The organism is Marinobacterium jannaschii DSM 6295 (genome assembly GCF_000620085.1).
In the GTDB taxonomy this organism is placed as follows: domain Bacteria; phylum Pseudomonadota; class Gammaproteobacteria; order Pseudomonadales; family Balneatricaceae; genus Pontibacterium; species Pontibacterium jannaschii.
Genome location: NZ_JHVJ01000005.1, coordinates 14,307 through 37,207, shown reverse-complemented (window position 1 = coordinate 37,207; position 22,901 = coordinate 14,307). Strand labels below are relative to the sequence as shown.

The 22,901-nt window shown below is 51.4% G+C and carries 18 protein-coding genes; all 18 read right to left on the bottom strand.

Annotation, left to right across the window (positions count from 1 at the left end):
• Window positions 1-123: 123 nt before the first annotated feature.
• On the bottom strand, window positions 124-657 hold the full coding sequence (locus Q354_RS24440) for a MarR family winged helix-turn-helix transcriptional regulator (protein ID WP_036228431.1): 534 nt from the start codon (window positions 655-657) through the stop codon (window positions 124-126).
• 208 nt (window positions 658-865) lie between these two features.
• The gene (locus Q354_RS0103440; protein WP_027856402.1) at window positions 866-2,296 is read right to left on the bottom strand and encodes an aspartate kinase; all 1,431 of its coding nucleotides are present in this window, start codon (window positions 2,294-2,296) and stop codon (window positions 866-868) included.
• Between the two features lie 248 nt (window positions 2,297-2,544).
• Window positions 2,545-3,285 carry a GGDEF domain-containing protein gene (locus Q354_RS24435; RefSeq protein WP_051559854.1) on the bottom strand — a complete coding sequence of 247 codons (741 nt, stop codon included), beginning with the start codon at window positions 3,283-3,285 and terminating at the stop codon, window positions 2,545-2,547.
• Window positions 3,286-3,422: 137 nt separating this feature from the next.
• A complete protein-coding gene (locus Q354_RS0103430; RefSeq protein ID WP_027856401.1) occupies window positions 3,423-3,878 on the bottom strand; it encodes an Lrp/AsnC family transcriptional regulator in 456 nt (151 codons plus the stop codon).
• Between the two features lie 476 nt (window positions 3,879-4,354).
• On the bottom strand, window positions 4,355-4,795 hold the full coding sequence (locus Q354_RS0103425; RefSeq protein ID WP_027856400.1) for a YcgN family cysteine cluster protein: 441 nt from the start codon (window positions 4,793-4,795) through the stop codon (window positions 4,355-4,357).
• Window positions 4,796-5,089, bottom strand: a complete 294-nt coding sequence (locus tag Q354_RS0103420; RefSeq protein ID WP_027856399.1) for a YcgL domain-containing protein — start codon at window positions 5,087-5,089, stop codon at window positions 4,796-4,798.
• The gene (gene rnd, locus Q354_RS0103415) at window positions 5,086-6,270 is read right to left on the bottom strand and encodes a ribonuclease D (protein WP_051559853.1); all 1,185 of its coding nucleotides are present in this window, start codon (window positions 6,268-6,270) and stop codon (window positions 5,086-5,088) included. The genes Q354_RS0103420 and rnd overlap by 4 nt, the downstream gene beginning before the upstream one ends.
• 8 nt (window positions 6,271-6,278) lie before the next feature.
• Window positions 6,279-6,878 carry a recombination mediator RecR gene (recR, locus tag Q354_RS0103410; RefSeq protein WP_027856397.1) on the bottom strand — a complete coding sequence of 200 codons (600 nt, stop codon included), beginning with the start codon at window positions 6,876-6,878 and terminating at the stop codon, window positions 6,279-6,281.
• Between the two features lie 6 nt (window positions 6,879-6,884).
• Window positions 6,885-7,208: a YbaB/EbfC family nucleoid-associated protein gene (locus Q354_RS0103405; protein WP_027856396.1), complete on the bottom strand. Its 324-nt coding sequence runs from the start codon at window positions 7,206-7,208 to the stop codon at window positions 6,885-6,887.
• Window positions 7,209-7,229: 21 nt separating this feature from the next.
• On the bottom strand, window positions 7,230-9,320 hold the full coding sequence (gene dnaX / locus Q354_RS0103400; RefSeq protein WP_027856395.1) for a DNA polymerase III subunit gamma/tau: 2,091 nt from the start codon (window positions 9,318-9,320) through the stop codon (window positions 7,230-7,232).
• Window positions 9,321-9,538: 218 nt separating this feature from the next.
• Window positions 9,539-10,108 (bottom strand): DUF882 domain-containing protein, encoded by a 570-nt coding sequence (locus Q354_RS0103395; RefSeq protein ID WP_027856394.1) that lies wholly within the window; start codon window positions 10,106-10,108, stop codon window positions 9,539-9,541.
• 168 nt (window positions 10,109-10,276) lie between these two features.
• Window positions 10,277-11,563 carry a L,D-transpeptidase family protein gene (locus Q354_RS24430; RefSeq protein WP_169828852.1) on the bottom strand — a complete coding sequence of 429 codons (1,287 nt, stop codon included), beginning with the start codon at window positions 11,561-11,563 and terminating at the stop codon, window positions 10,277-10,279.
• Window positions 11,564-11,871: 308 nt separating this feature from the next.
• Window positions 11,872-13,020 carry a response regulator gene (locus Q354_RS27165; RefSeq protein ID WP_051559851.1) on the bottom strand — a complete coding sequence of 383 codons (1,149 nt, stop codon included), beginning with the start codon at window positions 13,018-13,020 and terminating at the stop codon, window positions 11,872-11,874.
• A gap of 1 nt (window position 13,021) precedes the next feature.
• Window positions 13,022-14,227 carry an EAL domain-containing response regulator gene (locus Q354_RS0103380; protein WP_027856393.1) on the bottom strand — a complete coding sequence of 402 codons (1,206 nt, stop codon included), beginning with the start codon at window positions 14,225-14,227 and terminating at the stop codon, window positions 13,022-13,024.
• A gap of 1 nt (window position 14,228) precedes the next feature.
• Window positions 14,229-15,428 (bottom strand): response regulator, encoded by a 1,200-nt coding sequence (locus tag Q354_RS27160; RefSeq protein ID WP_027856392.1) that lies wholly within the window; start codon window positions 15,426-15,428, stop codon window positions 14,229-14,231.
• 103 nt (window positions 15,429-15,531) lie between these two features.
• Window positions 15,532-17,328, bottom strand: coding sequence for a sensor histidine kinase (locus Q354_RS27155; protein WP_051559850.1), 1,797 nt, complete (start codon window positions 17,326-17,328; stop codon window positions 15,532-15,534).
• 93 nt (window positions 17,329-17,421) lie between these two features.
• A complete protein-coding gene (locus tag Q354_RS24410; RefSeq protein WP_051559849.1) occupies window positions 17,422-20,613 on the bottom strand; it encodes a PAS domain S-box protein in 3,192 nt (1,063 codons plus the stop codon).
• An 833-nt stretch (window positions 20,614-21,446) separates the two neighbouring features.
• Window positions 21,447-22,901, bottom strand: coding sequence for a nickel-dependent hydrogenase large subunit (locus tag Q354_RS0103360; protein WP_027856391.1), 1,455 nt, complete (start codon window positions 22,899-22,901; stop codon window positions 21,447-21,449).

Genomic DNA, 22,901 nt, shown 5'->3' with positions numbered 1-22,901 from the left:
GGATACTTATCTACCACTTAAGACATGAGATGTATGCCCGACTGACCAGTCGAGCGACAGGAGACGAAAACAAAAAACGCAGCCAGATGGCTGCGTTATAGTGAGTCGGATATGCGGAAGCTGCTACTTACGGCTTTTGGCGGGCTCATTAGCGTTACGGTTTACCTGCTCGACACCATCAGCAGGCTGGCCGGTCGTCAGCAACGGTGCGGCATCAATGGTCTCCGCATCCATCAGCTCGGCCACACGCTGCAGTGAAGAAAGCAACAATGTTTGCTCCCAGTCCCGCAGCTGCGTCAAGCGGTCAACAAAAGTATCCTGTAACAACGGTGGTGCTGAAGCGACAATCTCTACCGCTTTCTGGGTCGAAAACACGAAAACCTTACGCCGATCACTGTCGGATCGCTGACGTGACACCAGCCCCCGCTGCTCAAGCCGCTTAAGTATATCGGTGATGGTCGCCTGACTGAGGCTGACCTTGCGCGCAAGCTCGCCGGCCGTCAACCCTTCGGCGCCCAGGATCGCTTTTAACACCAGCGCCTGAGGCCCGGTCAGGCCATACTGGTTAACCAGACGGCGGGAATGCAGGTCAACAGCCCGGATTATCCGTCGCAGCGACACCAGAACTTCATCACAGATATCAGATTCGCCTTTCATAGGCCCATACAACTCAATATTTACGATTAAAAGGAAAAACAACCGACCAACAGCCTATTGGCCTTGCTTCAGTACCGAAACTTAAAGAAAGCAGGCTAACACACTTATTTTGGGCTGTAACCAATTTCACATATAAACGGCGCTAAGCGTTTTTCGCAGATATAAAAAAACGGGCTCAGATGAGCCCGTTTTTTACAGCGCGGCAGGATCAGGCAGCAGCCACGTCCATACGACGCTCAATCAGCGCCTGATGTAGCGCGATCACAGCCTGCTCATAGTCATCTTCGTTGACGACACACTGCATCTCGACCTGACGAATAGACTGATGCAATGCCATCACATTGATGCCCGCTTCAGCCAGCGCAACCGCCGTCCGCGCCAGAATACCCTGAACTTTCATATGCGAGCCGATCGCCGATACGATAGCCAGGTTATGTAGCTGCACCAGGCCTTCCGGATACATCTCTTCGATCAGCTTGGCGGCGCGGTTAACCATCTTGCGCGAGCCACCCACGTAATAGGTGATACTGTTGGCATCGGCATCCTTATTGACGACATACAGCTTCAGTTGGGCCAGCAACTGCGAGATACGGATATCGTATTCGGCGTCGCCCAGCATTTCCTGGTCAAATATCTCGATGCCGAAAACATCTTTACGTCCGGCAATGATTTCCACCCGCGGCGACTCACTGTGGTAATCCTGGCTGATCAGGGTACCTTCGTGATCCGGCTCAAAGGCGTTTTTAACACGCAACTGAACACCGGCACGGCGCAGGCCTTTCGCCGCCTTGGGATGGATCGCTTCCATTCCAAGGTTGGACAGCTGATCGGCGACGTCATAGTTAGTACGGCCAATAGTTACAACGTTCTCGGTTCCGACCAGCATCGGGTCAGCGGAGCTCAGATGATACTCTTTATGAATAATGGCTTCGCGGGCGCCGGTTACAGTGGCAATCTTGCTGAAGGTCATCTCACTGTAGCCGCGGTCGAAAGTCTTCATCAGGCCTTCGGCACAGTGCGCGTAACCAGTGGCGATCACCAACTGGGATGCGAAATCGATACCTTTAAAGGTTTCAGCTACCATCTCGTCAAACGACAGAGGCTTGTCGAGGTTCCAGCCGGTCAGGTCGGCAAAGTGGGCGTTGACGCCAACCTTACGCAGCGCCAGCACGGCGTTATAGCCACTGTGGGCTTCGCCCAGCGAGGCCAGCATTTCACGTACCTTCATCAGGTGCTCTTCAAGCTGGAAATGACCGTAGGAACACAGGTGATGCAGGCTCTTCATGCAGTCGCGAACGTCCTGAATCCGGTCATCGACAAACTTATCTGCCGCATTCAGTTCGAATTCGTTGCTCTCGCCTATGAACAGCTCGGCATTGATCTCGAGCATACGTGCCTGAACCTGGTTCAGCGCGCTTTCCCAGGCTTCTTCGCTTTCGGCGTTGGCAAAACGTGCATACACACCGGCTTCGCCGGTTTTCTTGTGCTCGAGAAGCATGTTGGTAATACCGCCGTAAGCAGACACCACGAAAATCCGGTTGTACAAATCTGCTTCTTCGCGGTTTCCAACCAGGATAGTATCCATCAACTCCTGAAAGCGGCTCATCGACGTGCCGCCAATTTTCTCGACTGTATGCATTTTAACTCTCGTTCTGTCTCTAGGTTCGGCCTTCCTGCACCAACAGAAACGCGGCGGATGCTCGCTTTTGACAGCACCGGCCACCATTCACACTCACGGCCAGTCAGGTAGGACCGGCGGTAAGAGAGCGTGCGTAAAACCTTCAATCGGAATGTCATCATAGAAAAACAACACCCCTGTAACAAAGTAGGGGCGAAATTATACATGATACGGGGGGCTGTTGGGGATAGTCCGCGGCAGTTACAGACTCAGGTTTTTCCGTGCCCCGGGCCAACGACGCAGTTACGGCCTTCATTCTTGGCCCAATAGAGGCGTTCATCGGAACGCTGTAGCAGTTCGGCATAGCCCTCACCCACCCGAATCTGCGAAACACCGAAGCTGGCGGTGACCGGGCGCTCAATGCCGTAGTTTTCGCTTTCAACAATCATACGCAGGCGATTGGCAATGTCAGTGGCGGCTGCGCCATGGGTCTCGGTGCAGATCAGCATAAATTCCTCACCGCCTATACGGGCCAGAAAATCCATACTGCGCACACAGCCGCTGACCTTAGCCGTGAAGCGACGCAATACGGCATCGCCGACAGGATGACCGAAGGTGTCGTTTATCTCTTTAAAGTGATCGATATCGAAGATAACCAGCGAGAGCGGACGATTGTAGCGCTGGGCGCGTCGCACCTCTTTGATCAGCACTTCCATGCCGCGACGTCTGTTTAATACTCCGGTCAGGGAATCGGTTCCCACTTCGGCCACCAGAGATTCGATCTCCCGCTTTCGCCGAAGCGCAAAGAACACCAGATAAGCCGGGATAAACACGGCCAGGCTGAAAAACCAGTCATCGAGGCCAACACCCTTGAACGAGTGCAGGAAGTAGAAAACACGCTCTGCTACCTGATACTTCGCATTGACGAAAACCAGCAGCGCAAACAGGGGAATGGTTAGCACCAACTCCTTGATCAAGCGGCTTTTCGACAGAAACTTATGTGTACTCAATGTGGCGAGCCTGACTCATACTTTCAGCTAAATCACTGAAGTGTCTATATTTTTGAACGATTGATTGTACAAAATCATCCAATGAAAAAATAGGTAAAATTTCTAAGTCGTACACTTTTTATTCTATTCAGATCCCTTCATATATCAAATGCAGTCTCATATTTTACTTCCCGAAGGGCGAAGTTTGACTGCACCTGGGCGACACCTTCCAGCGTAAAAAGGTTATCGTTGAGAAAGCGATCGTAGGCCGCCATATCGGGCACCTGGACCCGCAACATAAAATCGGCATTTCCGGTCAGGGCGTAGCACTGCAATACCTCCGACAGGCCTTTAACCCGTGTTTCAAACGCATCCCGATAGGCACGGTTATGCTGTGAAAGCTGAACCATCAACACCACCGTCAGCCCCTGCTCAAGCTGCCGGGGATCGAGCAGTGCAGCATAGCGCTGTATCACGCCAGACTCCTCCATCGCTTTAACCCGGCGCCAGCAAGCCGCGGCAGACAGATCGACCTGCTGCGCCAGTTGCTGATTGGTGATGCGGCCGTCCTGCTGCAGGATCCTGAGAATCCTACGGTCATACTGATCGATCATTTACCACTCACTGCGAAAGAACATTCAACTATCCCACGAATAGTATCAATATCCTTTCATATTTTCATGGATATACGGATGAAATAGAAAACACTTTTCAGGCAATAATCCCTACAATTTCCCTGCTCTCGATTTACCGGTGAGAGCACCATAATTCAGATTTATCACGCGGCATCTTGCCCGATCTGCCTACTCGGCTCACAGGGTGGTAACGGCAAGTTGCTGCGAGATAGATTTGATGCCTGCGACATTGCACCGCAGGCCAATGTGCTGACGATTCCTTTCAGCCAACCCGTTTCTCCGCGGTACTCAGGTACGTCTGTGACAAGGCTCTTGCGCCTGAGTGCCGTATTTTTATTACCAAAAAGAAACCCCGTCACTGCGAACAGTGGCGGGGTTTCTTTTTAAGATGCGTACCCGGGCCTGCAATCCAGGCCCGCTAGCTTAAGCTCTGCCGCTTCGAATTCCGGATCCGGTCAGTCGATAACGTAATCGAGCAACTCCTCGTCACTGATCTCGTTATCTTTCACTTCCCAGATACTCAGCACCGAGGCATCAGTCTCGATCACACTGTTACGCTCGCCGGTCAGCAGGGGATGCCATTCCGGCAGCTCCTTGCCCTCAGCGATCAGGCGATAACTGCAGCTGGGCGGTAACCAGTGGAACTCCGCTACATCATCCGGCTTCAGTTTGACGCAGTTTGGCACCAGGGTGCAGCGATCTTCGTAACGGGTGCAGCTGCAATTGTTAAAGTCGAGCAGATGGCATACAGCGGTGGTGTAAAACACCTCATGGGTATCTTCATCTTCGACCTTCTGCAAGCAGCAAAGGGCGCAGCCATCACAGAGGGATTCCCACTCGGACGGTGTCATCTCATGCAGCGTCTTGCGACGCCAGAATACCTCTTGCGCGACCACTTAACGCACTCCGAATTCGGGACGGTCCGGGTCCTTATAGAGATCCAGCATATAGTCATCTTTAGCTGGCGGCAGCTGCAGATAGAAACCTTTAGTGGCGATTTCCTGCAGCACTTTTGCGCCATCAACACGCGCCAGTTTGCGATCGGCCTTCAGCGGCATATCCATCACATGGAGCGCCGTACCGAACATCTCTTTCAGCTTGTCGGGTACCCGGTCGAGTTGCTCTTTCTTATCCACGTAAAGGAACATTTCATCTTTACGGGAGCTTTTAAACACACTACAAATTCTCATTGCTTCGCAATCCCAATTTTGTTCAGTTCTGCAAGCAGCTTCTCGCCGATCACTTCGCGTCGCCAGGGCACCATTTCATCGGGCAGCCTGTAGTTGCCGGTATCACAACCGGTACGTATTAGGGCATCCAGCTCTTTTTTGCGCAATAACACTTCAGGCGCAATATCCAGCTCTTCAGCACGTTCACGCACCATCGCCTTGAGCTTCTTAAGGTGCTGGTTCCAGCCGAAGTGCAGTGGTTTCTCAATCCGCTGCGGCGGGTTGTCAGCAGCACTCTGCGCCGCGCCCTGCAGTATCTCAAGTATTACCGGGCCATCGACCCGAATCGCGCGCCGTTTAAGCTCAGGTACCCGGCTCAGCTCAGACAGAGAGCGTGGCCAGCGGTCGACGATATCCAGCAACGCCTGATTTCTCAGAATACGGTTGCGGGGGACGTCCCGCTCGCGGCAGGTACGCTCACGCCAGGCGGTCAGGTCCCTTAACGCGGCCAGTTTTTCTTCCGGTAACCGCCACATCTGGGTGAAACGGCGGTAATAACCAAGCCCCTCGGGATCAGTATCGATAGACTGATGTAACAGCCCCTCTCCTTCCTGGATTACCCAGTCGGCGATCCCTTTTTGTTGCAGTATCTGCTGCTGCATCTGACAGATTGCGGGCAGATACGCCACATCCAGTGCCGCGTATCGCTCCTGACCAGCGGTCAGCGGTCGCTGCAACCAGTCAGACGTGGTCTCTTCCTTCTCCATTTCGACATCGAGAGCATGCTGCAACATACGTTGCAATCCCATGGAAAAGCCCCAGCCGACAAACGCAGCGGCCATCTGAGTATCATATACCGGACGTGGCAACTGACCCAGGCTCTTATGAAAGAGCTCAATGTCCTCAGTAGCAGCGTGCAGTACTTTTAGCACCCTTTCATTGGCAAACAACTCTGCCAGCGGCTCAAAGTTATCGATGCTGAGCGGATCAATCAGGTAGCACTGCCGATCGTCTGCCAGCTGAATCAAACCAGGAATCGGGTAGAATGTTTCCACTCGCTGGAATTCTGTATCCAGCGCCACCATCGACAGCGTCTGCCAATAGATACACAGCCTGGCCAGTTCTTCATCATCTCGCACCCAGACCGGATGCTCTGCTGTAGCTTCCAGCTTGCGCCAGTCGTATTGGCTCACCGATTCCATGACTTTCCTCAGCTTAGAGCGCGACGCCCGGCCAATGCGTGGGCCAGGGTACCGCCATCAACGTATTCAAGCTCACCACCTACCGGCACTCCATGTGCGATACGGGTAACCTTAATATCCATTCCCTTCACCTGTTCGGCAATAAAGTATGCCGTGGCCTCCCCTTCAACGGTCGGGTTGGTCGCCAGGATCAGCTCTTTAACGCTTCCCTGCTGCAGGCGTTCCAGCAACAGGTCGATGCCCAGATCCTCCGGGCCGATGCCGTCTATCGGAGACAGGTGGCCGGTCAGCACAAAATAGGCTCCGTTAAATCCGCCGGTCTGCTCGATCGCCAGTACGTCCATCGGAGACTCCAGCACACATAACATTGAGCCTTCGCGACGCGGGTCCGCACAGATCTTACATACCGGATCTTCAGACAGGGTTCGGCAACTGTTACAGCGCCCGACCTTCTCAATAGAGGTATTAAGCGCTTCTGCCAAGGACAGGGCACCCTGAGGATCTCGCTCCAGCAGATGGAAAGCCATCCGCTGGGCCGATTTAGGTCCCACTCCCGGCAGACAGCGCAGGGAGTTGATCAGTTGCTGAATCAGAGGACTGAATGACATATTGGATCAGAACGGCATGTTGAAACCGGGAGGCATCTGCATACCGCCGGTAATTTTGGACATCTTATCCTGAGTGTTCTGCTCAACCTTACGCACCGCATCATTAACGGCTGCGGCAATTAGGTCTTCGAGAATCTCTTTTTCCTCTTCCATCAGACTGTCATCGATGGAGATCGCTTTAACATCATGACGACCATTCATGGTAACTTTCACCAGACCTGCACCGGACTCACCGCTGACTTCAGCATTAGCGATCTCTTCCTGCGCTTTCTGCATCTGCTGTTGCATCTGCTGCGCCTGCTTCATCAGGTTACCCATACCTTTCATCATGGTATTTTCCTCGTCAAAGAATTAATCAATCGGTTCTACTGACGCCAGAACAACTTCGGCGCCAAAATGTTGTTGCAGAGCAATGACCGTGTCATCGGCCTGAATTGCCTGAACAGCCTGCTGTAGGCGTTCAGCCTTTTTACGTGCCTGATACTGGCTTGGCGTTTCGCGACTCTGCACGCCCTTAACAAATTCTACCTCAAGCGAACTGTCGAAATAACGCTGCACGGAATCACGGATACGATCGCGCTGAATATCATTCAGTACCGCCACCTGCCGCTGGGTGTAGTGCAACACAGCGCGCTGGCTATCAAAATGTTCCAGTGACAGGTTATTGGCCAGGTTAGCGGTCATGCCGGTCAGGCCCAGTTGCTGGGATAACAGCACCCAGTCTTCAGGTTTGACCCCGTTAAGCTGATATCGCTCAATCGCTTGCGGATCACTCCGAATCACGCCTTCAGGCGCCAGCCCTTCAGCAGGCGGCAGAGCTGACTGATCACTGTGAGGTGCCGCCGGGACTGGCACGACAGGGTCAGGCGGGAGCTTTTTTCCTGCATCCTCTACCGGATAGTCCTCCCATGGAGGCACATCATCATAACCGGGCGGCACATCATCGTAGGCTGGCGGCGCTTCATAGGCTGGCGGTTCAGCGGACTGCGGTGCTACCGGCTCAGATACAGCCGGTGCTGGCTGCGGCGGCTGGTCGTTACGGACTGGCGGGGCCGTTATCCCTGCCCCCGCCATCTGATGTTCTGCGGGCGGAGGGGTCGGCTTCTCTGCCACTGGAGGCTGAACGGGTGCTGGTGCTGGTGCTGGTGCTGGTGCTGGTGCCGGAGTCTGTGCCGCTGCAGCAACTGACTCAACCGACGCTGGCGTCTCGGCCGAGCCAGCTGCTGGACGGCTCTCCGCTGCGGCCTGACTGACAGCACTTTCAGATACACCACTATCCTGTGCCCCGGGCCGCGATTCGGCAGGCGCGGGTGTCTCTGAGACCTGAGGTGCCGGGCGACCTTTAGTCGGCGCCGCAGACGCCGGACGAAATGCCAGCATTCGCAGCAGCGTCATCTCCAGCCCTTCACGGGCATCAGGCACAAATGGCAGGTCTTTGCGCCCCATCAGAGCGACCTGATAGTAGAGTTGCACATCTTCAGCGGTCAGGCGCTGAGCCAGAGCTTCCACCTGGGCCTTGTCACCCATGCTGTTATCCACTGCAGCCGGTACTACCTGACCGATAGCAATACGGTGCAGCAAGCTGACCAGATCACCCAGGACAGTGTTGTAATCCGGTGAGAAGCGCGCCAGTTCTTCAACCGCTGCCAATAACCCCGACGCGTCCTGATCAGCCAGACAATCAAGCATCCGGTAAACCAGTCGCTGGTCGATCGTGCCGAGCATCGCCCGTACATCGGCTTCCAGCACCTCGCCGGCACCAAACGCGATCGCCTGATCCGTCAGGCTCATGGCATCACGCATCGAGCCGTCGGCCGAACGCGCCAGCAGCCAGAGCGCCGGTTCCTCGAAGTGGATCGATTCCTCACCCAGCACATGCTGTAAGTGATCGACGATCCGCTCCGGGATCATATTCTTCAGGTTAAACTGCAGACAGCGTGACAGAATGGTCACCGGAAGTTTCTGCGGATCGGTGGTTGCCAGCAGGAACTTCACGTGAGGCGGCGGCTCCTCCAGCGTTTTCAGCAACGCATTGAAGGAGTGAGTCGACAGCATATGTACCTCATCGATGAGGTACACCTTGTAACGGCCATGAGTAGGCGCGTACTGGACGTTCTCCAGCAGTTCGCGGGTATCTTCCACTTTGGTACGGGATGCCGCATCGACCTCTATAAGGTCGACAAAGCGCCCTTCGGCGATTTCGCGACAGGCAGAACAAGTACCACAGGGCGAAGAGGATACGCCCTGTTCGCAGTTCAGTGACTTGGCGAACAGACGTGCGATGGAGGTTTTACCCACGCCACGGGTGCCGGTAAACAGGTAAGCATGATGCAATCTGTCATCATCCAGCGCATTAACCAACGCCTTCAGGACATGCTCCTGACCAACCATCTCCTGAAAGCGTTTAGGCCGCCATTTGCGGGCCAGTACCTGATAACTCATCTCGTAAAATCACGACTCAAAAAATAATAGAATCAGGCGCTTATGCTACCGGTTGAGACCGTAGTAAGCCAGCGGAAAGCAGCGACAGAACGTAATCGGAAGCAGTAGACAGGAAATTCTGTACGAAGATTATTCAAAAGCTGCGGACAGGTTCCGGCAGGCGTCTAAAAATCGACCTGCCGGAGGCACAAGACGACAGTGATATATCGCCGCCGGGCTTAACCCCAGCTACGCACGCGCCCCACATCCAGATGGATAAAGTTACTTTTACGGTAGTAGCCAACGCCACCGCCGCGTAACTGCAGCGCCGCTTTATGTAAACGGTCCAGTGAAATATCTGACATCCGGATATCAACCGCTTTCCCTTGCATGTGCAGGCTGCGTTTAGCTACACCATTGCTTTTCTTCCGCAGCATCGCGTTGGTTTCCGGCGACCGGTAAGCAGAGATAATCTGAATCTCCTCAGACGTTCCGGTCTTGGAGTGCAGGCGATGTAACAGATCGATCAGTTCCACATCAATTTTGGCAACCTGATTATTGCGGTGGTCACGCAATACCTTATTAATATCACTCAGCCCGTCTGGCAGGTAACGTCCAGCCACCCAGAAGGTGGTGTCCACCCGCTCCCCAGTGTGCAGGTTGAGCATACTCAGCTGCTTCTCCTGCGAGGCCGTGCGGCCGGTATGCACTGCTGGCGCAGCGATAATCTGAGGTGAAACGGCAGTAGCGGCGACGCTACCGGCTAAGCATAGAAACTTTCGGCGGTTAAGTTCGGTTTTCAGTGTCATGTACTACCCAATCAGAAACACTATCTAGAGGTAAAATCAGCCGCCTAGTATGCCGAAACGGAGCACTACTGTACAGATTTCACCACCCTGTCGCCCGCAACAGTCAGTTTCAGTACAAGTGTGATACAGAAAATTTTTCCGATAGACGCCGTTAACAGGCCGCCGGCTCTATTGGATAAGGCTTGGCCGACCCGGGCGCTGGTCCGGAGATACAGAAACAGCCTCTCCCTTGCGGGCCTGGGCCGCTACTTCAGCACGGTCATAGCGATAAAGATCTGCACGGAACTGCACCACCCCCGACGAATCCAGCCAGGCAGTCCAGTAGGTGATCACCAGAGGTACCGGGTGACTTAGTTTAAGATAGCGTGTCTTAGACTGGGCACGATAGGCCTCAAGTTTAAGCGCCTCTTCTTCCGACTCGATAATCATCTCAGCCAGCTCGAACGGCTTTTCCAGCCGGATACAGCCGGAACTGAATGCCCGACTGTGTTTCTCGAATAGTCGGCGCCCAGGCGTATCATGCATATAGACGCTATAGTGATTAGGGAAATCAAACTTAATCTGCCCCAGTGCATTCCCCCGCCCCGGCGGCTGATAAAACCGCTGTTGATTACTGCCACGATAGAGCAGATCGGTATCAAGCCACTCCACCGGCAACACACTGGGCGGGTTACTCCATCCGGCGACAAGACGCAGATTCTCCTCCTGCAGGTAATTCCCATCTTCCATCAGCTTCGGGAGGATATCCTTATAGGCTATTCCTTTCGGGACATTCCAGGCCGGGTTAACCACCAGCGTTTTGACTTCGCTTTTTATCAGCGGCGTCGGCCGCTTGCGGCGCCCAACAATGGTTTTCATCTCCAGCAGAGTCTGTCCATCCGCCACGTAGCGCAGGTAAAAGTCAGGTACATTGATATGGATAAAGCGCCCGACCAGCTCGCTGCGGGCGGTTTCAAAACGGGCACGATTGATACGTAGCTGGGCCAATCGGAATTGTGGCGTTATATTGAGATGACGACGGGTTTCAGGGCCGATAATGCCATCGACTTTAGCGCCATGACGGTGCTGAAAGCGCTGCAGTGCATGCTCCAGCGCAGCATCGAATAACTTAACATCGCCTTCTGGATAGCGTTTATCGAGATCCCCTAGCCAGTAAAGACGCTGCCGCACCAGGTCAATCTGATCGTGACGATCACCAGCCTCCAGCAACCTGGTTGCCTTCAGCGGCGGCCACTTCGTATAGCGCGCCAATAATTCATAGTAGCTTTCAAGCTGTTGCCAGTCAGTAAAGTGTTTGCCCGGCTGTAGATCTGTCATTACCGGCGCGGGATCGGCCTCGGGCAATCCACTCTGTAAAGAATCGAGCAGCGAGAAAGCAGTCGTCTGGGCCTGGATATTTGCGGTCAACAGTCCGGCCACCAGTAACACCCCGCCCATAAACCTAAGCACACCCATAGCTGTACCTAACAAATATATTCGCAAATCCGCCCTGCCCTTAACGGATGACCAAAACCTGAAAGACCAGGCATGACGCAAACGCGCATGTCGGCTGCTTCCCTGCAATGCCATCAACCACAAGAACTACTCCGACTACTGAGCAAACGTCAGGCATATAAACTATAAGACAGCCGATCAGGATTCAGGCTCCCTTTTAATACCAAGTCGTTATAGATTGTATGAAAGAAGCTATAGCTTACGAAATGATATGAAGTGGTATTCAACGTACTGTATGCAAAAACTCAAAGGTCTTACGCACCTCAGGACTATGCCCCGGTTACATACTTGTTAATTTTTGCCATCAGCGTCTCTCTGACAAAGGGCTTCACAACAAAGTCGACAGCGCCGGCCTGCAGACTTCCAACCACAACAGCTCGCTCGCTGTGACCTGTAACCAGTACGATCGGTATATCCCTACAGGTATCGGCGCTTTTCAGACGCCGTGTCAGTTCAATACCGTTAATATCAGGCATATTGAAATCCATAAGGATAATATCCGGCTTATTATTCCTGAGTGCGGCCAGGGCTTTTGAGCCGGAATCAAAGCAAATAATTTTGAGGCCACTATCCTTAAGCACCTGCTTCAGTAGCTTGTGCTGAAATTCGTCATCATCGACAAACATGACAACAGGACTAATTTGCCTGGTCAGGCTCTTAAGATTGTTAAGGACATTGATCAGGGGATCGAATTCCTTATCAATACTCGAAAGCCAGTTGCGGAGAGGGCCTATTGACTGTTTTGCTCCCTGAAACCTGTCGATAAGTTCATGTTCTTTCAGTTTAAGAATATCTTCTGCCATCTCATGCTGGCTATTGGTTTCACCATCCCTGGACTGTGCTTTCTTCAGAAGGTGATCCAGCGCGACTGCAAGACTTTGCTCAACCTGATAGATACTGTTGCTTGCATCATCCAGATATTGATCGCCCTGCTGCCGGTAGTTACCTATGAGGTTTTCGACTGAACCAATTTTCTTACAGGGCTTAGCAAAGTCGGAGCGATCAGGGCCACCAACACCATGCCCCTCTTCTCTTAGGGCCTTGTGTACCACCATCTCAAGCCGGGGTGCATCATAGGTAATTGGCCAGAACAGCACATAATCGTCGAAGAAGTCTGCCTTGCAGAGTTCATATGCGCTCCAGATATTCTCCTTGCTGCACAGGACGATTGCCTGATGCTGAAATGAATGGGCTTTAGGGTCATCACGAAAAATCTGGAGGTAACACTCTTCAGCTCTTTTTATATTGGGGAAAGCCAGTATCAAAACTCTTGGCTTTCTCTCACTAAAAACCTCTTTAGTGCCTTCAATTCCAACCGATATCAGAATACTTCCGAACTTATCGCTCAGAAGATCACTTATCATTTTTGCATCGCTACGCCCTTCAGCAGCTATTAATATAAAATCTTCTTCATCCATATTATAAACAATCCCTATCAAGCAGATTCGACATCCGCTGCTTCCACTTTTCAACCCAGAACATTACATCGTTCACAGGAATAGGCGGTGATATAAAATAACCCTGGGCTATATTACAACCGGAGCCTGCGGCGAAATTCCAGTCTGCTTCAGTTTCAATCCCCTCTGCGACAACGCTCATACCCAGTTCATGAGCCAAAGCAACATTAGATTTTACGATCGCAGCCAGAGAGGGATCTTCACAAGCCCCCAGCACAAAGCCCTTGTCTATTTTCATTTCACTGAAAGGTATATCCCGAAGCTTTTCCAGGGTTGAATACCCCGTACCAAAGTCATCTATTGAAAGACCAAAGCCTTTGATCTTAAGGCGGGCAAATATATCCATCTGCTTGGGATCGTTATGCATGAGGCAGCTTTCAGTTACCTCGAGAACAAGCGATGATAGAGGAATGTTTTTTTCAAATGCTTTTGCGGCGATGATATCAGGATAGTCTATTGATACCAGGCTATTCATTGAAATATTCACTGACACATTCATCTCAAGACCATGCTCTATCCACCACTCCATATGAGTGAGAACCTGATCAATCAAGCTACTGGTCAGGCTTCCTATAAGCTCTGAGTCTTCCGCTAATCGAATAAACTGATCGGGATATACCAATCCATCTTCCGGATGAGCCCAGCGAGCCAGCGCTTCGATACCTGTCACCTTACCGGTTTTCAGTGATACCTGGGGCTGATAATATACCTCGATCTCCCCATGCTCTATAGCATGCTTAAGCTCAGATGATTTATATACTCTTTTTCGATGTTCTAAGGCGTCGCCTTTAACCTTTCCATTTGAGATAACATTTTTAAGCTGTTCTGGCGTAACGGGTTTAATCAGGGCACCGATAATATTCAGATCATGTGCTAACGCCAGTTTATTCGCCAGCATTAGCAAGCGCCGGTCTTCACCACTCACTAATATTAATTTGCCTTTATACTTTATCTTAACCAGCACACGAATAAATTCGATGCCGTCAACCCCGGGCATTTTAAGGTCACAGATAATCAGATCAATTCCTGCAGGGGAAAGCTCGAGGATTTTAAGCGCTACGTTAGGATCGTTTATACAGTGTATCGAGTCGAACCCGATAATCATAAGCTGCCTTCGCATGAGATGAAGCATAAGAGCGTCATCATCAACAACCAATATTTTTACCATATTATTTCTCTTCTAAAAAATAATTTTCTTCAATGAATGACGTCAAACCTTTCCGGACGAGGACGATCTCATCATTCATTTTCACGATTGAGGATTGCACAGCATCCCATTCACATCGCTCGGAGACGGACTCCAGTTCCTCACATATATCACCCAACCGATGTGCGCCTACAGATCGGGAATTTGATTTAAATCGATGACTGGCTTCAACTATGGCTCCGGCATCACGTCCGCTGCAGGCTTCACCGATTAGGCGTTTTATCGGTTCAATAACGCCAAGGAAATCTTCAATTACTTCCCGAATCGCATCGGGATCATCCCCGATAACCGATGTGATCGCAGCCAGATCAATTCTGCTGCGTTGGGTCGGGGACTGCTTCCCAACAGATTCCGGGGGCAGCCCTCTATCCAGCCCCTCTTCGATGGCATCCTTTAACTGCTGTAACTGCACAGGCTTGGTGAGATAACCATTCATGCCCGCTGCTTCGGCCCTGCTCGCTTCACCGCGAATAGCATTAGCCGTCAGTGCGATAATGGGGATATTGGACGCCCCTTCTTCACTTCGAATTGCCTGCGCTAATGCATAACCGTCGAGAAGCGGCATATGCAGATCGCTGAGTAATAGGCTGAATCGTCCGCTACGCCATTTTTGTAGCGCTTCTTTACCATCCTTTGCGACCTCTGCAGAATATCCGAGCAGATCTAGCTGACGCAGAATCACCTTCTGATTGATCGGGTCGTCCTCAGCCACTAATATCACCCGACTATGTCTCTGAGCATCCTCGGCGCACTGGCCAGCCGTTTCCGAAGTAACCGGCTGCTTTTGGTGAGAGGACTGATAGGCATCAGGAATCTCACGGCCGGCAATTTGCGCGATAGCCCTGATAAAAACGTTTTTCTGCAGCGACTCACCATCCAGCACTGTTACATTAGGCAACTCCAGTTGGATGCTATCGCTATGGCTCCGGGTAAGAACCAGTAGCTGACAGGCTGGCGCAATATCCCTGACCCTCTCCACCTCTTCGATCAATTCCTTCAGACTCCTGCTACCGGAGTCACAGATAATAATGGCCGGATCGACGGATCCTGCTGCCATGGAGGCAGCATTCTTCAAACTTGAAAAAACACTGACGCCGGCATTGGCGTGTTCAAGATAGGCTTTCAGATAATCCGTTCGAATACAGCCTCCTTCGGTAAGCATGCAGCAGACTCCATTGAGCGAAGGCATTTCAGTTTCTTCAGCGCCATCAACCAACTCAACTGGCAACCGGACGGTAAAACTGGAGCCTACGCCGAGCTCACTTTTAACCCATATCTCCCCCCCCCATCAGGGTTACCAAACGCTTAGCAATGGCCAGCCCCAGGCCGGTACCCCCAAAGCGCCTGGTGGTTGAGGTCTCAGCCTGAGTGAAGGTCGTAAACAGAGTTTGGATTGTCTCTTCCGCTATCCCTATACCATTGTCTATCACAGAGAACTCTATGAACTCTGCCGCCGGCGTATCAGGGGAACCACTGGACATGGTGCACTGTACATCCACCCGACCTACACAAGCCGATTGCCCGCCACTGAACTTGACTGCATTTCCAATAAGGTTGTAGAGGATCTGCCTTAAGCGTGTCCGGTCGGACCAGATTTGTACGGGAACATCAGGAGATACAAACACCGACAGGGAGACCCCCTGACTGACTGCAACAGACTTTAAGGAGGTGCATATTCCCTCAACAATTTCTTCGACAGTCACCGGCACACGCTCTAACTCCAAACGCCCTGCCTCAATTTTAGAAAAGTCGAGAACATCGTCGATAAGATCAAGCAGCGAGAAAGATGACTCGCGAATGGTGTGGACAGCATCCAGTTGCTGAGAAGAGAGTTCACTATGAGCCAGTATTTCAACCATACCGACAACACCATTCATCGGTGTACGTATTTCATGGCTCATCGCAGCCAGAAAAGCGGACTTTGCCCGGCTCGCCTGCTCGGCATCAAGCTTTGACTGCTCCAGCGCCTTGTTTACATCGCTAAGTTGTTCAGCCTGTTCGGTTAGCTTAGTTGCATGGTTTCGTGTAGTAACCAGCATCCAGCTGATAATGAAGGTCATGGTGCTGAAAATAAGTCCCGCCACCAACAGACTCATGGGCAGCGTAAAATCCAGCCTCGATTCGAATAGCGGTGTAGAGCGAAACTCTATGGTCCAGGGCCGCCCCGCAATAGAAATTGTTGAGACCGTTTTGTAAAGCGGCTCCTGACTGGCCTGCGTCAGGTGCAGTTCCTGATCACCATCGTAAAGCAGACTGGCCTCTGAAGGCGTATCTCCGTCATAGAGTCTGAAACTTACAATAGAGGATTCTTCCTGCAGAATACCTCGCATCAGGTTAGTGGCTCTAAACGGGCTATATACATAGCCAAGTAATTTCTCCCGTCTCAGCTCTACAGTCGCAGGCTTTGTTGCTGTGCTATAGAGCGGCAGGTAGAGCAAAAACCCGGCCTGCTTATCCTCAGTTATCTCCTGAACGAGTTCGACCCTGCCTGATAAAGCCGCCCGCCCGGTATCTCGTGCGCTTTCCATTGCAGCCCTGCGGGTTTCCTGAGAAAACATGTCATACCCAAACGCCTGCCGATTTCGCTCATCAAAGGGTTCCAGAAATAGAATTGCTGTATAGGCATCTCGCTCGCCTTCAGGCTTAACCCGGTATTCGGGGAAACCCTCCTTACGTACCTGGCTCACATGTTGGTCCAGCTCTTCTGGTTTTATATACTGAGAAAAACCGACACCCTGGATGCCCGGAAAGTTCTGATCCAGCTTCAGCGCATCGACATACTGCTTCCAGGCGTCCCGGGTCAACTCAGGGAAAGCCGTAAACAATCCCTGCCCACCACGCAGTATCTGTTCATACGCAGCCATTCTGTTCTTGATCTGTGATTCAACCAGTAATCTATTCGTTTCAAAGCGCCCGGACGCAGCCTGGTGGACACTGTTTTGCGTATAATACCAACCACCCAGAGTAACCAGCATACACAGTAATAACACGATTAAGGGGCCACCCTTTGCGTTAGTCCAGCCGCCCGAGAATGAATCAAAATACTCCCGGATTGTTCTCATAGTTACCACTCCTTTGCATCCATCCCCGACCGAATGGAGAGGATAATCCTGTCTTTAATATGAACCAGCTTAAATAGTTAGAATAAAGCCAATTCAAACTGTGTTTAACCAGTCATTAGCAGATGAAACAACCTCTGAATAACTCGATTCAAACTGTTTAACTCCTGCCTTAATATCGTCTTTACTAGCGCTTCTAATCGCCGTTTCGAGCTCGGCACAGACATCGCCGAATGCTAATGCGCCCACGGCCCTTGAAGAAGATTTAAGTTTATGAGCCACTTCTAATACCTTCTTAAGATTATCTTGATGGTATGCCATAAGGATTTCGCCGGATTGCCTGTAAGCAACCTCCAAATACTCAACCATAAATGACTTAGCCACCTGATCATCATCGCCCACAAGGCTTTTCAGGATATCGACATCTATAACTCTGGTATCTGATTTTTTATCGGTATCAGTGAACGTGTCTAATTCAGAAAATGAGTTTTCATAGCCGCTTTTTGGTAGCCACTTCATTAACTCATCTGCCAATACATCCAGTTGTATGGGTTTAGTAAGGTACGCATCCATACCGGTAATATGCGCTCGCTTCTCTTCTCCTCTGAGTGCATTAGCAGTTAAGGCAATAACAGGAATCCGGCGCGAGCTTTTTTCCTCCTTTCGGATCATTTCAGTTAACTGATAACCATCCATTTCCGGCATATGCAGATCAGTTAATACCAGCGCATAGTGTTGATCTCTCCACATTTCAAGGGCCTTACTGCCGTCGGGTGCAACCTCAGCTGCATAACCCAGTATGGCTAATTGTCGTAAGATAACCTTTTGATTAATCTCATCATCTTCTGCAACAAGAATAAGACGCCCCTGACTACGTGCTTCAGTAATTGAAACCTTCGTATCTTCCTGCGTAATAGTAATATCATCTGCTGTCTTTTGAATGATATCGGTACTCGCATCTCCTGCTGCAACAGCGACAGCATTAAGAAGGTGGAATCGCCTTAAGATATCCGTACTAAGCAAGACGATGTTAGAGTCTGAAATATTATTTACCGATTCGAAGCTACGTTTTAAAACAACCAGTTTTACACTATGGGACTTGACAAGATAGGAGATATATCCTGAATCCAGTTGTTGAAGTGTTGTTGCATCAATCAGGACGATTTGCAGACTATCTGTACTTGTGATCTGTTCCAATGTATCACCAAGACTCAGCACCCTGACGCGTGTTATTGCAGACTTAAGGTAGTCAGACAGATCCGCAGAGATGAATGAATCACCTTCAACAACCACACATTCAACGTCCGATACAACTGGCAGAGGGCGCGCGGGCAGTTCCTGAGAGCTATTCACCGGCAAGGTAACTTTGAACGATGTACCCACACCAGGCGTACTCTCAACCTCTATGATTCCGCTCATAAGCTCAACCAGGCGTTTGCATATTCCCAGCCCCAGCCCGGTACCGCCATAGCGACGGGTTGTCGATATCTCTCCTTGAGTGAACACATCGAACAGCTTTTCAAGGAAACCGGCTTCCATACCTATCCCATTATCGGATACCGAGAATTGAAGGCTATCCGGATACTGAGGACTGTTTTCAATACGGACACTCACGCGGCCTTTCCGGTCTGTCATTGAACCGCTGAATTTGATTGCATTACCAATCAGGTTAAACAGGATTTGACGAATACGGGTATCGTCGCACCAGACCTGTTCCGGCACGTCCGGCGCAATGTAAAGGTGCTGGGTTACGTCGTTTTTAATTGCAACAGATACTAGTGAAGCGCAAAGATCTTCAATCAGATCTGAAAGGTAGATCGGCAGGACATCCAGCTCCAGCTCATTGGCTTCAATTTTTGAAAAGTCGAGAATATCATCAATCAGGTCCAGCAATGTCAGACTGGAGTTTCTCATGGTATGCACAGCGTCCGCCTGCTGTTCAGACAACTCACTCCGGGCCAGAATCTCTAACATTCCCAAAACACCGTTCATCGGTGTGCGTATTTCATGGCTCATTGTGGCTAGAAAAGCCGACTTGGCGCGGTTTGCCTGTTCAGCGTCAACTTTTGCAGACTTCAGCTCGGATATCAGCCGGTTTTTATCTCGCAGGTCCCTGAGAGTACCGACGAAATACTGCTGCTCGTGGAGTGTATAAGCGCTGACGGCAAGATCTAATGCAACCCGATAGCCCTCTTTATGCACCCCCTCTACTTCGCGTCCAACACCAATAATATGGGCCTCACCGGTACGCTGATAATGTTCCAGATATCCATCGTGCTGCCTGGCAACCGACTCGGGCATCAGCATTGAAACATTCTTTCCCAGAACTTCATCCGGGCTGTAACCCAGCACTGTGGTCAACGCCTGATTAGCGCTGCAGATCCTGCCCTCGACATTAATGGTAATGACACAGTCCGTCAGATTTTCGACGATCGCCCGAATCTCTTCCTCTCGCTCATTCATAACAAACAGCAAAGCCCTGTGCTCCGCTATCCGTCTATCTCGCTCTTCGGTAAGCTTTCGGGTTTTCTCCAGGCTTCGATGAAACCTTGCGGTGTCATACAGGGTGCAGTGAATAAGGTTATCCCTGCGCAGTACCGGGTTAAATTCCATCCACAACCAGTTCCCGTCCCGGGTACGAAAGCGCATTTCAAGCCGGTCAGCACCGGATGCTACACCGAGATTGGAAAGCGAATCGAGCAGTTGATGGCGGGATTCAGGGTCGCACAGATCTTTAATCGAGCTATCGGCTAAATCCGATTGAGACCACCCTAAAAAAGCTGTAAAGGCGGGATTAAGATGAAGGAAGTTTCCGGTTTCACTGATAATACATAAAGGAATTTTTGACTGAATAAAAGTATCGTCCAGATCTACATTACTGTAGATATCGCCCAGACCTTTTATCTGCACAAAAGTGCACTCGATAGCAGCACTATCTGACTGCTTATCAAAAAAACCTAATTTTCGAATAAATACATTGTGGAGACGACCCGACCCTACAGGATTCCTCAATAAGAGATCCCTGCTCGATGCGCGATTTTCAGTGGCCGCTAAACCTGAAAGCCATTCAATAGCTTCATCAGTATCTACTAAAAACAGTTCAGGCAACGTTCTATATAAGAGCCCTGTATCCAGGGTTCCGAATATAGCTACAGCGGCACTGTTAAAATTGGCGACCCGATACTGATGATCAAGTACCAGTGCTGCATCCGGTAAGATTTCGATCCATTCACTGGCAAGCTTTGATACTTTTTCGCTGCCACTCGCCATCTCGTCAATAAAGTCCATTTAACTCTCTCTACGAATGCTAACCAATAGATGGGTAAGAATATTCAGGTATCCTGATGCACTAAGATCAGTTCAGCGGGCTTCGAATGAAGCCTGAACACATACGATAGGTAAGCAAACGAAGAAACGGCGTTATAGCCATTCTGACAGAGGAGATAAAAGCGGTCTTTTTAAAGTTCATCACAGCCTTCCCTTTCCTTGTGAGTCTACCTTCTAACCCTGATATACGAAGACAAATACCCGACCACGATGCCGGATGGTATCCGCTTAACTTGCACTTTTTATTTCCGTAATAGTCATGTAAAGCATTGAGTGCATTAGGAATATCAGCGCATGCTAATTGAGTGTAGATTCACATTCGTGATATTTCAAACAGGGAACTGCATTCTATTTACGCCCTGAAGGCAATGCAGACTGCTCTCCTCAAAGGAGCTTATGAGCGAGCACGGGCTGGGTACTGCGGCACCATCGCTGTAAGGCCTGCCCGCAGCAACCAAACGAACAGCCCAAACGGACAGATAGAGGCATTCAGACCTTATCCCGTGTAGCAGGCAGGCAATGCGGGATGATGCTGCGTAACCTGGTGACGATATCCAAGACAACAGGTGAATAGCCCGGCTTTTGCCTGCAGATCCTGGAGGGAAACTGCGAAGAGATGGACGTCTCTGTTCAGGCTGAGCTTGCCACCCCCTCTTCGAATCGGAAGAGTCAGTACGACCACGCCCGCATATCTGATCTACAGCAGGACCACCCAGAGGTCTATCAAGACGGGTTTTCAGTTAATAGATCATGGGTCATTTTGTTTTAAATGATCCCTGTATGGTCTGTACGGTTCAATGAACCGTACAGACCATACAGGGATCAAAGCTTCTCACCACGTGCTGGACGGCCACCGGTTCCTGCTCATCTTTGCGGATGGGGGTGCCTTCCAGGGCTTGTTCCAGGGCTCCGGGGATCGCTTGTTCGTCACGCGGTGAGAAGTTCCAGGTGGTGGGGGCGATGATCTGGTAGTTTTCGATCTTGCCCTTTTTGATACTGATCCAGTGCCCGAGGCTGCCGCGGGCGGCTTCAACCAGGCCGCTGCCGGTTGCGGTGTCAGGGATAATGCCGTGGCTGCAGTAGGGTTCTTTCGGGTCGAGCTGTTTTACCCACTGCTCCATCTGCGGCACGACGATAGCCAATTCGAGCAGGCGGGCGACGATACGGTTCTGTACGTTGCCACCGCTTTGCCGTGCCAGATCGGTGATCAGCGGATGGCCATTGACCAGCTGCCGCGCCAGTGCGCCAGTTTCCACTACCTGGCGATTGAGGCGTGGCGCCTTGCACCAGCTATAACCGTGGCGGTTGTCCATCGAAGGGTTGGTGGTGCCTTCGGTCGGGTGTTGCGGAGGCTGATCGCTACCCTCCATCCAGGCATGGGAGAGGTCTTCACGGACATGAGCCGGATTAAACGCCGACACAACACCCTCACGCCACTGGCCGGAACGGAACAGTTTATCGCCGCCCTGTAGGTAGTTGCCGTAACTGAGGAAATGATCGGTTGCGCGCCCGAGCTGATCCAGTTTTAACTGGCCGCTCAGGTGGAGAAAGGTACGCAGATCAGAACTTTTCCAGTGATCTTGATCGCGCCACTGTTCCAGCGCCGCTATTGAATTCAGTTCGGCAATCTGCTCAAGCGGAGCGCCAAACAGAGTGTTTTCCAAAAAGCGGCGGAAACCGCTGATAATCATCAGCAGCTTTACCCGTTCCTGGGCATCGACCGGCTTGGAAGTTCCGCCCGGCTGCAAACTCAGGGTATGGGGCCATTTACCCGCCATTATTCCCATCAGATGGAGGAATTCTGCGCGCGATGGCAGCATCTCCCGGGCTGCATCGCCTTTTACCGCCTGAAAACGCTGTCGTACCGGCGCAAACCAGTTCTCACCGGCATATACCTCGCGGGCAAAGTCCGGCATAAAAAACAGATAGAAATGGGTCAGCAGGTCGGTGAGGTTTTCGTTGGCCAGCACCAGGCTGGTTGCCAGCTGGCCATTGGGCGGCACTTCCAGTTCCATCGCATCGGCCAGTGCCGTGGCGCAGGCAACAGACTGACTGACTGAGCAGATACCACAGATCCGGGGCGTGTACACCAAAGCATCAATCGCAGGCTTACCCTGCAGGATCTGTTCGAAGCCGCGATACAACGGAGAGTTCACCCGCGCGCTCGTCACCCGGCTTTCATCAGTTTCCAGTGCTACCTCCAGATCCCCTTCCACCCGGTTAAAGGGGCCGACCAGCATACGGCTCAT

What these genes read in the sequence shown, in the direction of transcription:
- Q354_RS24440 (WP_036228431.1), bottom strand. Translation starts at nt 657, where the DNA reads ATGAAAGGCGAATCTGATATCTGTGATGAAGTTCTGGTGTCGCTGCGA.
- Q354_RS0103440 (WP_027856402.1), bottom strand. Translation starts at nt 2,296, where the DNA reads ATGCATACAGTCGAGAAAATTGGCGGCACGTCGATGAGCCGCTTTCAG.
- Q354_RS0103430 (WP_027856401.1), bottom strand. Translation starts at nt 3,878, where the DNA reads ATGATCGATCAGTATGACCGTAGGATTCTCAGGATCCTGCAGCAGGAC.
- Q354_RS0103420 (WP_027856399.1), bottom strand. Translation starts at nt 5,089, where the DNA reads ATGAGAATTTGTAGTGTGTTTAAAAGCTCCCGTAAAGATGAAATGTTC.
- rnd (WP_051559853.1), bottom strand. Translation starts at nt 6,270, where the DNA reads ATGGAATCGGTGAGCCAATACGACTGGCGCAAGCTGGAAGCTACAGCA.
- recR (WP_027856397.1), bottom strand. Translation starts at nt 6,878, where the DNA reads ATGTCATTCAGTCCTCTGATTCAGCAACTGATCAACTCCCTGCGCTGT.
- Q354_RS0103405 (WP_027856396.1), bottom strand. Translation starts at nt 7,208, where the DNA reads ATGATGAAAGGTATGGGTAACCTGATGAAGCAGGCGCAGCAGATGCAA.
- dnaX (WP_027856395.1), bottom strand. Translation starts at nt 9,320, where the DNA reads ATGAGTTATCAGGTACTGGCCCGCAAATGGCGGCCTAAACGCTTTCAG.
- Q354_RS0103395 (WP_027856394.1), bottom strand. Translation starts at nt 10,108, where the DNA reads ATGACACTGAAAACCGAACTTAACCGCCGAAAGTTTCTATGCTTAGCC.
- Q354_RS24430 (WP_169828852.1), bottom strand. Translation starts at nt 11,563, where the DNA reads ATGGGTGTGCTTAGGTTTATGGGCGGGGTGTTACTGGTGGCCGGACTG.
- Q354_RS27165 (WP_051559851.1), bottom strand. Translation starts at nt 13,020, where the DNA reads ATGGATGAAGAAGATTTTATATTAATAGCTGCTGAAGGGCGTAGCGAT.
- Q354_RS0103380 (WP_027856393.1), bottom strand. Translation starts at nt 14,227, where the DNA reads ATGGTAAAAATATTGGTTGTTGATGATGACGCTCTTATGCTTCATCTC.
- Q354_RS27160 (WP_027856392.1), bottom strand. Translation starts at nt 15,428, where the DNA reads ATGCTTACCGAAGGAGGCTGTATTCGAACGGATTATCTGAAAGCCTAT.
- Q354_RS27155 (WP_051559850.1), bottom strand. Translation starts at nt 17,328, where the DNA reads ATGAGAACAATCCGGGAGTATTTTGATTCATTCTCGGGCGGCTGGACT.
- Q354_RS24410 (WP_051559849.1), bottom strand. Translation starts at nt 20,613, where the DNA reads ATGGACTTTATTGACGAGATGGCGAGTGGCAGCGAAAAAGTATCAAAG.
- Q354_RS0103360 (WP_027856391.1), bottom strand. Translation starts at nt 22,901, where the DNA reads ATGAGCCGTATGCTGGTCGGCCCCTTTAACCGGGTGGAAGGGGATCTG.